Here is a 12,386-nt window from a genome sequence, read left to right on the forward strand (position 1 = left end):
CTATAAAAACAAGATAAAGACAATGGAGAGCAACCCCTATGACGCAACCCTCATCGCGCGCCGGTACCTTTGGCGCCATTCTCCGCGTGACCAGCGGTAATTTTCTCGAACAATTCGACTTTTTTCTGTTTGGCTTTTACGCCACCTATATCGCCAGAACGTTCTTTCCGGCGGAGAGCGAGTTTGCGGCGTTAATGCTGACCTTCGCCGTGTTTGGTTCGGGCTTTCTGATGCGCCCCATCGGCGCGATAGTGCTGGGGGCCTATATTGACAGGATCGGACGGCGTAAAGGGCTGATGGTGACGCTGGCGATTATGGGCTGCGGGACGCTGCTGATAGCGCTGGTTCCCGGCTATCAAACCATCGGCATTCTCGCCCCCGTTCTGGTATTAGTGGGTCGCCTGCTGCAGGGATTCTCGGCGGGCGTCGAGCTCGGCGGCGTGTCGGTCTATCTGTCGGAAATCGCCACGCCGGGGAAAAAAGGGTTCTATACCAGCTGGCAATCCGCCAGCCAGCAGGTGGCTATCGTCTTCGCGGCGTTGATTGGTTATGCGCTGAATGAAACGCTCGGCCACGATGAGATTGCCGAATGGGGCTGGCGTATTCCCTTCTTTATTGGCTGTATGATTATTCCGCTGATTTTTGTGCTGCGGCGTTCGTTGCAGGAAACCGAAGCCTTTCTGCAGCGCAAGCATCGCCCTGACACGCGGGAGATCCTGAGCACGATTGCCAAAAACTGGCGCATCATCACGGCGGGGACCTTGCTGGTGGCGATGACTACCACCACCTTTTATTTTATTACCGTCTATACGCCGACCTACGGTAGAGCCGTTCTGCATCTGAGCGCCCGCGACAGTCTGCTGGTGACCATGCTGGTCGGCATCTCTAACTTTATCTGGTTACCGATTGGCGGCGCAATTTCTGACAGAATAGGCCGTCGGCCGGTGCTGATGGGCATAACCCTGCTGGCGCTGCTCACTACCTGGCCGGTCATGCACTGGCTCACCGCCGCGCCGGATTTCACCCGCATGACGCTGGTCCTGCTCTGGTTCTCGTTCTTCTTTGGTATGTATAACGGCGCGATGGTGGCCGCCCTGACGGAAGTGATGCCGGTCTACGTCCGCACCGTGGGTTTTTCACTGGCCTTTAGCCTCGCCACCGCGATCTTCGGCGGCCTGACGCCGGCCATTTCCACCGCGCTGGTCGAGATAACGGGCGATAAAAGCTCGCCGGGCTGGTGGCTGATGTGCGCCGCGCTATGCGGCCTGGCCGCTACCGCGATGCTCTTCGTACGCCTGGGCCGCGGCTACCAGCCGGCAGAAATACCCCGCTAAAATAGCAACGGGCGGAGTTGACGCTCCGCCCGTTTGCTTGCCGCCGTCTGGCTTAACGCGGCGTATTGTTGCTGTGGATCTCTTTCCAGATCTGGTCGCAGCGCGCCTCTACAGCCTGATCGTTCCCGGTTTTGCGCGCCTGGATACACTGCTGATAATCCAGCACCCGCACGCTTTCCTGGGTCGCGAACTGCTGATGCTGTTTCTCCTGCTTCAGCACGTTCAGTACGCTCTGACAGGCTTCAACTTTATCCGGATTGCCCTCTGCGGTATTAATGCAGGCGCTGTAGGCATCTTTTAACTTTGAGTCTTCCTTAGGCGCTGGCGACTGGGTACAGGCAACCAGACCTGCTGCCATAATGGCGACAAGTATTAACTTTTTCATCATGAACCTCGGGAAATTGCGGCGGGTTTCCCCCGCCGCAGTGGCATCAGAAAATGGTGAACGGAGCGATAACCATGAACTTCACGTCGCGCTCATCCTGGAAGATGTTGCCGTAACCGCCGCTCCAGCTTGGGATATCGGAGTGGTTGTCGTATTGCGTAAAGTGGAGTTTGAACAGCGTGCCCTTAGCGCGTCCTTCCTGAACGGTGTACATGGCATCCAGGCTATAGGCGGACTCTTCCAGGCGTTTATCCGGGTTGTAGTACGCATCAGGCGAGGACATTCTCCCCGGCTTCGCATCCCAGGCATAAACGTAGGAGGCGCCGAAGGCCCAGCCCGGCATGTTCCAGTTCTTCATGTCATACATCGCGCCGAAGAACACCGCTTTTTCACCGTTGGCGTTGAAGTCCGAACGGTTATCCCACCAGATATCCAGTCGCCCGTTAGACGATGCGTAAGTTGGCGTCATACGCTGCAGGAAGTAGCCCTGCTGACCATCAGCTTTAACCCAGGTTCCTTCCAGACGCAGGTCCAGAACGTCGGCAACCTTATAGCCAAAGGTCAATGCCTGCAGCCACGCGGTGCCGTCATAGATATCGTTAACCCCGCCGTTGCTGACCTTATCGCGGGTGCCGTAGAACTGATAGCTGGTGGTTAACGGCGTGCCTGCAACATCAAACTTATAGCTGGCCTTGGCAAAATACTGGTCGATGTAACCCTGTGCCTGACCAAACGCCGCTTCCAGCACAAGGTCGTTTTTAAAATCATATTTGGCGCCGAGAGAGTGAAGGTAATCCACCTTGGTTTTCTTGTCGTTCTGGTAGAACTCATCCATCTCAATGTGCCACGGCGCTTTATATTCGTTCGTCCACATATAGGAGAAACTCAGCGCGCCCGCATCGCCGTAGTCAAAGTTCGCACCGGCTTCAGCCCCCTGATAGGTACCCGGCATAAAGCTCCAGTGCGGCGCCAGCAGCGTCTGGCCGGTTGGTTGAATATAGCCCGCGCGCGCCCAGGTCGGGCCAAATTTAAATTTTGCGGCTGCTTTATACAGGCTGATCCCGCTCTTATCGCCGGAATAGTCTTCATCGTAGGTTTTATTACGCGAGGAGAAAGCGATTTCGTTCGGGTGACCGCTCTCGCTGCTTTCGCCCATTTCGATGGCGGTAAAGGCAGCAACGTCAATACCGAACATGTCGGCGGCATAGCCGGACTGGAAGTCGAGGTTGGCGTTCCAGGTGGAGTGCGACAGGTTAGTTTTATATTTATCGCCGTCGGTCACATCTTTACGGTCGCGCTCACGCTGCCAGTAATAGATGCCGCCGGTTAACGTTGAATCATCAATGAACCCTTCTGCTTTTGCATCCGGCACCATTGCAAATCCTGACAGGGCTGTGACACCAGCAATAGCCAGCGCCAGCGTACTACGTTTGCCACTAAACGTACGCATATGCATATCCTCTTTGACGTTTTAAAAGTGCGGTTACCAAAGGCAACACGCAAAAAAATAAAATAAGACTGCTTAAAAAGTGGTGCGGTAAAAATTCGCATAACCACTGGGTATAGACTATTTTTCGTGACGCGAATTATCAATCTCTTTCGCCGACCAAAGATGAAGATTATGACAAAGCGCACATAATTTATGTCTTTTTGTTTCAGTCGTAGATGTCACACGTTTGGCGGGTGAAATGCTTGCAAAAAAAGAGAAAATTAGGGGAAATGAAAGCGATTACATATTTATATGCAATGGATGGAAAGAGTTAATAAAAGCGGTTATTACAATCTGTAAACAAGATTAATTCGCATCGCGAAAATATGAGGATTTAATTCTCTGATTCTGAATAAAAAAAACGCCGCAGTAAGCGGCGTTCTCAATAACGGCGGGTAGCTACGCGCCGACTTTCGCCCATGTGTCGCGCAGACCGACGGTGCGGTTAAACACCAGATTGGTTGCGGTTGCATAGCGGCTATCCAGGCAGAAATACCCTTCGCGCTCGAACTGATACGCTTTTTCCGGCTGCGCCTGCGCCAGGCTCGGCTCGGCAAAACCCTGTTTGATCACCAGCGATTCCGGGTTCATCACCGAGAGGAAGTCCTCCGCCGCGCCCGGGTTCGGTACGCTGAACAGGCGATCGTACAGGCGGATTTCTACCGGCAGCGCGTGCGCCGCGCTCACCCAGTGAATCACGCCCTTCACCTTGCGGCCGTCGGCTGGATCTTTGCTCAGGGTATCGGCATCGTAGGTGCAGAAGATAGTGGTGATGTTGCCTTCCGCATCTTTCTCCACGCGCTCCGCTTTGATCACGTAAGCGTTACGCAGGCGAACTTCTTTGCCCAGCACCAGACGCTTGTACTGCTTGTTCGCTTCTTCGCGGAAGTCGGCGCGATCGATCCAGATTTCGCCGCTGAACGGCACCTCGCGGCTGCCCATCTCCGGTTTATTCGGATGATTCGGCATGGTCACGATTTCGCTGCCGCCCTGCGGATAGTTTTCGATAACCAGCTTAACCGGGTCGATAACGGCCATCGCGCGCGGGGCGTTTTCGTTCAGATCTTCACGGATGCAGGATTCCAGCGAAGCGATTTCGATGGTGTTGTCCTGCTTGGTCACGCCGATGCGTTTGCAGAACTCGCGGATGGATTCAGCGGTATAGCCGCGACGGCGCAGACCGGAAATGGTCGGCATACGCGGGTCATCCCAGCCCTCAACGTGCTTCTCGGTCACCAGCTGATTCAGCTTACGCTTGGACATCACGGTGTATTCGAGGTTGAGGCGCGAGAATTCATACTGGCGCGGATGCACGGGGATGCTGATGTTATCCAGCACCCAATCGTACAGGCGGCGGTTATCCTGGAACTCGAGAGTACACAGCGAGTGGGTAATCCCTTCCAGCGCATCGCTGATGCAGTGGGTAAAGTCGTACATCGGGTAGATGCACCACTTGCTTCCGGTCTGGTGATGGTCGGCAAACTTAATGCGGTACAGCACCGGATCGCGCATCACGATAAACGGAGAGGCCATATCGATTTTCGCGCGCAGGCAGGCTTTACCTTCGGCAAATCCACCGCTGCGCATTTTTTCAAACAGCGCCAGGTTCTCTTCCACGCTGCGATCGCGGTACGGGCTATTTTTACCCGGCTCTTTCAGCGTGCCGCGGTACTCACGGATCTCTTCCGCTGACAGTTCGTCAACGTAGGCCAGACCTTTATTGATCAGTTCAACCGCATACTGGTGCAGCTGATCGAAATAATCAGACGAGTAGCAAACATCCCCGGACCAGTGGAAACCTAACCACTGCACGTCGTTTTTAATCGACTCAACGTATTCGATATCTTCCTTCACCGGGTTGGTGTCATCGAAACGCAGGTTGCATTGGCCCTGGTAATCCTGAGCGATACCAAAGTTCAGGCAAATAGACTTCGCGTGGCCAATGTGCAGATAGCCGTTCGGTTCCGGTGGAAAACGGGTATGAACGGTGGTGTGCTTACCAGTAGCCAGATCTTCATCAATGATCTGACGAATAAAGTTAGTCGGGCGGGCTTCTGCCTCACTCATCGTGGGTTCCTCAAAGCGTAAACAACGTATAACGGCACATGATCTTACAAGCAGGGCGTAGAGACAACTATTAGTTACGCAAAATAGCGATCGGAAGGAGATTATGGGGGTGTTTGCGGTAAAAAAAAGCGGCGCAGGTTTCGCTGCGCCGCTGAGGCATAAACGCCACTCAGGAGTCTTATTTGCCTTTAATTTCGTACAGCGGCGTCTGGCCAGCAACCACTTTACCGGTTGCCTGGATAACCAGCGCGCTGTAGTCGTCGCTATTGCTGCATACGACCGGGCTAATCATCGAGCGCGCGTTAGCGTTCAGGAACGCAAGATCCAGTTCCAGAATCGGCTGACCCGCTTTCACTTCCGCGCCCTCTTCCACCAGACGTTTAAAGCCCTGGCCGTTAAGCGCGACGGTATCGATACCCATATGGACAACGATTTCCGCACCGTTTTCAGTTTCCAGACAGAAAGCATGGTTGGTGTTGAAAATCTTCACCACGGTGCCAGCCGCCGGCGCAACAACAATCTTATCAGTCGGTTTCACCGCCACGCCGTCGCCGACGGCTTTGCTGGCGAACGCTTCATCCGGGACCTGCTCCAGCGCTACAATGTCGCCGGTAATCGGCGAAACCAGCGCTTCGACGGTTTTCGCGTTAGCGACAGCCTGCGGTTTAGCGGCCTGAGCGGCTACGGGGGCGCTGTGAGGCGCTCCAGCCGCCGCGGCAACCGGGCCACGGGCAACTACTTTCTTCATTTCATCGCCGACGGATTCGGCTTTCGCACCCACGATAACCTGGATGGTCTGCTTGTTCAGTTTAACCACACCGGAAGCGCCGAGGCGCTTACAGGCCGCGTCGTTAACCAGCGCAGAGTCCGCCACGGTCAGACGCAGACGGGTAATACAGGCATCAATCGCTTTCAGGTTATCCGTACCGCCGACCGCCGCGATGTAGTTGGTCGCCAGCTGGGTTAAACCTTCTTCGGTATTGCTGTTGGCCTCTTCAGTGACCACGTCATCCGCTTTATCTTCACGACCCGGCGTTTTCAGATTGAACATGCGGATTACCGCGCTGAACAACAGGAAGTAGATAACAAAGAACACAACGCCCATCACAATCAGCATCCAGACGTTTTTACTGGCTGCCGGCAGGCTGTACATCAGCACATAGTCGATGGCGCCTGCGGAGAAAGAGAAGCCCGCGTGGATACCCAGCGCCGTCGCAACGAACAGGCTGATACCGGTCAGGATGGCGTGCAGGAGATACAGCAGCGGCGCCAGGAACATGAACAGGAATTCCAGCGGCTCAGTCACACCGGTCAGGAACGCGGTGATAGCAACCGACAGCAGCATACCGCCGACCATCGGACGACGCGCTTTCGGGGCCGCGAAATACATCGCCAGCGCCGCACCCGGCAGACCGAACATCATGATCGGGAAGAAGCCGGACATGAACATCCCCGCGGTGCCGTCACCCGCATAGAAGCGGTTGATATCACCGTGGAACACGGCGCCAGCGGCGTTGGTGAATTCACCAATCTGGAACCAGGCGATGGTGTTCAGCACCTGATGCAGACCCGTCGGGATCAGCAGACGGTTGATGAAACCAAAGATACCGGAGCCGAGCGCGCCCGCGCCCACAATCCATTCACCACCTGCATGGATGGCGTTCTGCACCGGCGGCCAGACGTAGCCGAAGATGGCTGCCAGCACCAGGCAGAAGAAGCCGGTTGCGATAGGTACAAAGCGTTTGCCGCCGAAGAAGCTCAGGAAGTCAGGCAGTTTGATACCCGACCAGCGGTTATAGACGGCACCGCCAACCAGACCGGTAATGATACCCGCCAGGACGCCCATATTGATGGCCGGGTTGATAGTGACCATCGCTTTCGTCAACACGAAGTAACCTACCGCCCCCGCCAGCGCTGCGGCACCGGCGCTGTCTTTCGACCAGCTGGATGCGACGCCGATAGCGAAAATCAGCGCCAGGTTGTCAAAGATTGCCCCGCCCGCCTGGGCGATAAACGAAATGTTAAGCAGATCCGGTTGACCGAATCGCAGCAGCAGCGCCGCGACCGGCAGCACTGCGATAGGGAGCTGTAACGCCCTACCGAGTCGCTGAAAAAAACCTAAAATATTCATCTTATTCCCCCTATGAGACCCCGATAAGGCTCATTAAAGTCACTTTATTATTGTGTAACCTGGTTAAATTTTTAACTTACCTGCAAAGTGTCTGAAAAATTAATTCGTCTCGCAAATTAAATGGGTATTTTTTGTGACAATAGTCACCAAATATCGTATTCACCTCCGCCTTTGACTGGCTAACAACGAAAACTTATTTTATCATTCAAAAAATCAACACGGATTGACCCCGCTCGGCGCAGTTGCTGCGATACTCTTAATAGTATGCTGGCGCCAATCCGCCAGGTTCTAATTTAACTATAGAGGTGAACAATGAGACTGATCCCCCTGGTAACAGCTGAACAAGTCGGTAAATGGGCTGCCCGGCATATCGTTAACCGCATCAATGCGTTCAAACCGACTGCGGACCGTCCGTTTGTCCTGGGCCTGCCTACCGGCGGTACGCCTCTGACCGCTTATAAAGCCCTGGTTGAGATGCACAAAGCAGGCCAGGTTAGCTTTAAGCATGTTGTCACCTTCAACATGGATGAGTACGTTGGGCTGCCGAAAGAGCATCCGGAAAGCTATCATAGCTTTATGCATCGCAACTTCTTTGATCACGTTGATATCCCGGCGGAAAATATTAACCTGCTGAATGGTAACGCGCCGGATATTGATGCAGAATGCCGTCGCTATGAAGAAAAAATTCGTTCTTACGGTAAAATCCACCTGTTTATGGGCGGCGTGGGTAACGATGGCCACATCGCTTTTAACGAACCAGCCTCTTCTTTGGCTTCACGTACACGCATCAAAACCCTGACCCATGATACTCGCGTAGCGAATTCCCGTTTCTTCGACGGTGACGTTGACCAGGTGCCTAAGTACGCGCTGACCGTTGGCGTGGGCACGCTGCTGGACGCGGAGGAAGTGATGATTCTGGTGCTGGGTCATCAGAAAGCGCTGGCGCTGCAGGCGGCGGTGGAAGGCAACGTAAACCATATGTGGACCATTACCTGTCTGCAGCTGCACCCGAAAGCGGTGGTGGTCTGCGATGAGCCGTCCACCATGGAACTGAAAGTTAAGACACTGAAATATTTCAACGAGTTAGAAGCCGAAAATATCAAAGGTCTGTAATGTAGTCTCGTCCCGCGGCTGCCCCCGCGGGACAACCATTTTTGACAACCGGGGGTCGTAATGTATGCATTAACCCAAGGCCGGATTTATACCGGTCACGAAATTCTGGATGACCATGCGATTGTTATCGCCAATGGCCTTATCGAACGTATCTGTCCTCAGACTGAACTGCCCACCGGGATCGAACAGCGCTCGGTTGATGGCGCGATCCTTGCCCCCGGTTTTATCGACGTCCAGCTTAACGGCTGCGGCGGCGTGCAGTTCAACGACACGGCGGACGCGGTCACCGTTGAAACGCTGGAGATTATGCAGAAGGCCAATGAACGCTCCGGCTGCACCAGCTATCTGCCCACGCTGATCACCTCCAGCGACGACCTGATGAAACAGGGCGTACGCGTGATGCGCGAATACCTGCAAAAACATCCTAACCAGGCGCTGGGGCTGCATCTTGAAGGCCCGTGGCTGAATATCGTTAAAAAAGGTACCCACAACCCGGACTACGTACGCAAACCGGATGCCGCGCTGGTGGATTTCCTGTGCGAAAACGCGGACGTGATAACCAAAATCACGCTTGCGCCGGAACGGGTGGAACCGGAGGTTATCCGCAAACTGGTGGCCGCCGGTATCATCGTCTCCGCCGGTCACTCCAACGCGACGCTTAAAGAAGCGAAAATCGGTTTCCGCGCCGGGATTACCTTTGCTACCCATCTGTTTAACGCCATGCCGTATATTACCGGCCGTGAGCCGGGCCTGGCTGGCGCGATTTTCGACGAGCCGGATGTCTACTGCGGCATCATCGTCGACGGTATGCACGTCGATTTCGCTAACGTGCGCCTCGCTAAACGCTTGAAAGGCGACAAGCTGTGTCTGGTTACCGACGCGACGGCGCCGGCGGGTGCCAATATTGAGCAGTTCATTTTTGCCGGTAAAACAATATACTACCGGAACGGCCTGTGCGTAGATGAGAACGGTACCCTCAGCGGCTCTTCATTGACCATGATTGAAGGGGTGCGTAACCTCGTTGAGCATTGCGGCATCGCGCTGGATGAAGTGTTGCGTATGGCGACGCTCTACCCTTCCCGCGCCATTGGCGTAGACAAACAGTTAGGCAGCATTGCCCCGGGGATGGTCGCTAACCTGACCGCATTCACCCGTGATTATAAAATCACCAAGACCATCGTTAATGGTAACGAGGTCGTCACTGAGTAAGTAAAAGTATGACAGCAGGCGGACAGGCTCAAATTGGTAACGTCGATCTCGTAAAACAGCTGAACAGCGCGGCCGTCTATCGGCTCATCGATCAGCACGGCCCCATCTCGCGTATCCAGATTGCGGAACAAAGCCAGCTTGCCCCTGCCAGCGTAACTAAAATTACGCGTCAGCTTATTGAACGCGGACTGATCAAAGAAGTCGATCAGCAGGCCTCCACCGGGGGCCGCCGCGCCATCTCCATTGTTGCCGAAACCCGCGGCTTCCACGCCATCGGCGTACGCCTTGGCCGCTACGACGCCACCCTGACCCTCTATGATTTAAGCAGCAAGACTCTTGAAGAAGAGCACTACCCGCTGCCGGAAAGAACTCAGGAAACGCTGGAACACGCCCTGCTTAACATCATCGCCGCCTTTATGGAGAGCTGTCAGCGTAAAATCCGCGAGCTGATCGCCATTTCGGTGATCCTGCCGGGGCTGGTCGATCCGGAAAGCGGCGTCATTCGCTATATGCCGCACATTCAGGTGGAAAACTGGGGGCTGGTTGAAGCGCTGGAAAAACGCTTTAAAGTTACCTGCTACGTCGGCCACGATATTCGTAGCCTCGCGCTGGCGGAGCACTACTTTGGTGCGAGCCACGACTGTGAAGACTCCATTCTGGTGCGCGTACACCGCGGGACCGGCGCAGGGATCATCTCCAACGGGCGGATTTTTATTGGCCGTAACGGTAACGTCGGGGAAATCGGCCATATCCAGGTCGACCCGTTAGGCGAGCGCTGCCACTGCGGTAACTTCGGCTGTCTGGAAACCGTCGCCGCCAATGCCGCTATTGAACATCGCGTTCGTCATCTGCTGGAACAGGGTTATCAGAGCAAAATTTCCCTCGATGACTGTTCGATCAAAACGATCTGCAAAGCCGCGAATAAAGGCGATGCGCTGGCCTGTGAGGTGATCGAGCACGTTGGCCGCCATCTGGGTAAAACCATCGCTATCGCCATTAACCTGTTTAATCCGCAAAAGGTGGTGATTGCCGGGGAGATCGTGGAAGCGGAAAAAGTCCTTCTGCCGGCAATCGAAGGCTGTATTAATACCCAGGCGCTGAAGGCGTTTCGCAAAAACCTGCCGGTAGTGCGATCCACGCTCGATCATCGCTCAGCCATTGGCGCTTTTGCCTTGGTAAAGCGTGCGATGCTCAACGGGACTCTGCTCCAGCGTTTGCTGGAAAGCTAAAGCCGCTTTATAGTTTCGCCTTTCTCCAACGATGTCGGACAGTTCATGACCATTCAAAACGTAATTTGTGATATTGACGGCGTGCTGATGCACGACAATGTGGCCGTGCCGGGCGCCGCTGAATTCATCAAACGCATACTTGAGAAAGAGATGCCGCTGGTGATGCTGACCAACTACCCTTCTCAAACCGGTCAGGATCTGGCAAACCGCTTTGCGACGGCGGGAATCGATGTTCCTGATACCGCCTTTTATACCTCAGCAATGGCCACGGCGGATTTTCTGCGTCGCCAGGAAGGCAAAAAAGCCTATGTGGTCGGGGAAGGCGCGCTGATTCACGAACTGTACAAAGCCGGCTTTACCATCACCGACGTCAATCCGGATTTTGTTATCGTCGGTGAGACGCGCTCCTTTAACTGGGAGATGATGCATAAGGCCGCTTTTTTTGTCGCCAACGGCGCGCGCTTTATCGCCACTAACCCGGATACCCACGGTCGCGGCTACTACCCGGCCTGCGGGGCGCTGTGCGCCGGTATAGAAAAAATCTCCGGTCGTAAGCCGTTCTACGTGGGGAAACCGAGCCCGTGGATTATCCGCTCCGCGCTCAATAAAATGCAGGCGCATTCGGAACAGACGGTAATCGTCGGCGATAACCTGCGAACGGATATTCTGGCAGGCTTCCAGGCCGGTCTGGAAACCATTCTGGTGCTTTCCGGGGTTGCCACGCTCGATGATATCGACAGCATGCCGTTCCGCCCTTCCTGGATTTATCCCTCCGTTGCGGAAATCGATATCTTCTAAGTAAAAGACCACCTTCTGAGAAGGTGGCTTTTGAGAATGCCCCCTGTAAGGGGGGCTATTGTCACCTGCCGCTGATTACTCTAGCAATTCCATCTGCTGTTCATACGTTTGTTCCGTTTTCTCCTGATGCCTCACATATCGTCTGATAATTTCTTCATTCACTCCCACCGTATCGACAAAGTAGCCTCGCGACCAAAAATGATTCCCCCATAGCTTCTTCCTGATATGTGGAAAACGGTTATAAAGCCTGATGGCACTGCGTCCTTTTAGATGGCCCATCAGAGTTGATATCGAGATCTTTGGTGGAATGATGACGACCAGATGTACATGATCGGGCTGAACATTTAGCTCCAGAACCTCACAATCCTTTATTCCACAGAGGATATAGATCGTCCTGTACAGCTCCTTACCCAGCTTATCTTTCAGGATCCTGAATCGGTACTTGGGTGTCCAGACTATGTGGTATTTGCAACGCCAATATACATGTGATGAACTCCTGTAAAGTCCCATGTCGGTTTGTCTCCTTTTACTTGTGGTGAGTAAGCAGAGATATTCCGACATGGGCATTCTTCAGGCTATAGCCTTACAGGAGCAATCACCACCTCCCTAGGAGGTGGTTTAGGGATGACAA

General features: G+C 54.2%; 10 protein-coding genes. 5 read left to right on the forward strand and 5 right to left on the reverse strand.

Annotated elements, in window-relative coordinates:
• The first annotated feature begins 38 nt into the window (after positions 1–38).
• Positions 39–1,334: an MFS transporter gene (locus FQK12_RS02580; RefSeq protein ID WP_014228416.1), complete on the forward strand. Its 1,296-nt coding sequence runs from the start codon at positions 39–41 to the stop codon at positions 1,332–1,334.
• A 52-nt stretch (positions 1,335–1,386) separates the two neighbouring features.
• Here the strand turns inward: FQK12_RS02580 and chiQ are convergent, their stop codons facing one another.
• From chiQ to nagE, 4 genes are all read right to left on the reverse strand, one after another.
• Complete coding sequence (gene chiQ, locus FQK12_RS02585) at positions 1,387–1,719, reverse strand: ChiQ/YbfN family lipoprotein (RefSeq protein WP_004848843.1); 333 nt, start codon at positions 1,717–1,719, stop codon at positions 1,387–1,389.
• 46 nt (positions 1,720–1,765) lie between these two features.
• Positions 1,766–3,169: a chitoporin ChiP gene (gene chiP, locus FQK12_RS02590; protein ID WP_004130464.1), complete on the reverse strand. Its 1,404-nt coding sequence runs from the start codon at positions 3,167–3,169 to the stop codon at positions 1,766–1,768.
• A 438-nt stretch (positions 3,170–3,607) separates the two neighbouring features.
• Entirely contained in the window at positions 3,608–5,275 is a 1,668-nt protein-coding gene (gene glnS, locus FQK12_RS02600; RefSeq protein WP_014228415.1) for a glutamine--tRNA ligase, read from the reverse strand.
• A 178-nt stretch (positions 5,276–5,453) separates the two neighbouring features.
• Entirely contained in the window at positions 5,454–7,406 is a 1,953-nt protein-coding gene (gene nagE / locus FQK12_RS02605; RefSeq protein WP_014228414.1) for a PTS N-acetyl glucosamine transporter subunit IIABC, read from the reverse strand.
• 312 nt (positions 7,407–7,718) lie between these two features.
• On the opposite strand from nagE, the gene nagB reads away from it, so the two are divergent.
• From nagB to FQK12_RS02625, 4 genes are read left to right on the forward strand one after another with little or no spacing between them, the layout of a single operon-like run.
• The gene (nagB, locus tag FQK12_RS02610; protein WP_004130458.1) at positions 7,719–8,519 is read left to right on the forward strand and encodes a glucosamine-6-phosphate deaminase; all 801 of its coding nucleotides are present in this window, start codon (positions 7,719–7,721) and stop codon (positions 8,517–8,519) included.
• A 60-nt stretch (positions 8,520–8,579) separates the two neighbouring features.
• Complete coding sequence (gene nagA / locus FQK12_RS02615; RefSeq protein ID WP_014228413.1) at positions 8,580–9,728, forward strand: N-acetylglucosamine-6-phosphate deacetylase; 1,149 nt, start codon at positions 8,580–8,582, stop codon at positions 9,726–9,728.
• Between the two features lie 8 nt (positions 9,729–9,736).
• The gene (locus tag FQK12_RS02620; protein ID WP_014228412.1) at positions 9,737–10,957 is read left to right on the forward strand and encodes an N-acetylglucosamine repressor; all 1,221 of its coding nucleotides are present in this window, start codon (positions 9,737–9,739) and stop codon (positions 10,955–10,957) included.
• A gap of 45 nt (positions 10,958–11,002) precedes the next feature.
• Complete coding sequence (locus FQK12_RS02625; RefSeq protein WP_004100215.1) at positions 11,003–11,755, forward strand: HAD-IIA family hydrolase; 753 nt, start codon at positions 11,003–11,005, stop codon at positions 11,753–11,755.
• 75 nt (positions 11,756–11,830) lie between these two features.
• On the opposite strand, the gene tnpA is transcribed toward FQK12_RS02625, so the two are convergent.
• Positions 11,831–12,265 (reverse strand): IS200/IS605 family transposase, encoded by a 435-nt coding sequence (gene tnpA / locus FQK12_RS02630; RefSeq protein WP_014228411.1) that lies wholly within the window; start codon positions 12,263–12,265, stop codon positions 11,831–11,833.
• Positions 12,266–12,386: the final 121 nt, after the last annotated feature.

Source organism: Klebsiella sp. ME-303, assembly GCF_007910085.1.
Classification (GTDB): domain Bacteria; phylum Pseudomonadota; class Gammaproteobacteria; order Enterobacterales; family Enterobacteriaceae; genus Klebsiella; species Klebsiella michiganensis.

Bases quoted from the DNA above. Each gene is read 5' to 3' on its own strand.
- nagE (WP_014228414.1), bottom strand. From the start codon at position 7,406: ATGAATATTTTAGGTTTTTTTCAGCGACTCGGTAGGGCGTTACAGCTC.
- FQK12_RS02620 (WP_014228412.1), top strand. From the start codon at position 9,737: ATGACAGCAGGCGGACAGGCTCAAATTGGTAACGTCGATCTCGTAAAA.
- FQK12_RS02625 (WP_004100215.1), top strand. From the start codon at position 11,003: ATGACCATTCAAAACGTAATTTGTGATATTGACGGCGTGCTGATGCAC.
- glnS (WP_014228415.1), bottom strand. From the start codon at position 5,275: ATGAGTGAGGCAGAAGCCCGCCCGACTAACTTTATTCGTCAGATCATT.
- chiP (WP_004130464.1), bottom strand. From the start codon at position 3,169: ATGCGTACGTTTAGTGGCAAACGTAGTACGCTGGCGCTGGCTATTGCT.
- chiQ (WP_004848843.1), bottom strand. From the start codon at position 1,719: ATGAAAAAGTTAATACTTGTCGCCATTATGGCAGCAGGTCTGGTTGCC.
- nagB (WP_004130458.1), top strand. From the start codon at position 7,719: ATGAGACTGATCCCCCTGGTAACAGCTGAACAAGTCGGTAAATGGGCT.
- nagA (WP_014228413.1), top strand. From the start codon at position 8,580: ATGTATGCATTAACCCAAGGCCGGATTTATACCGGTCACGAAATTCTG.
- tnpA (WP_014228411.1), bottom strand. From the start codon at position 12,265: ATGGGACTTTACAGGAGTTCATCACATGTATATTGGCGTTGCAAATAC.
- FQK12_RS02580 (WP_014228416.1), top strand. From the start codon at position 39: ATGACGCAACCCTCATCGCGCGCCGGTACCTTTGGCGCCATTCTCCGC.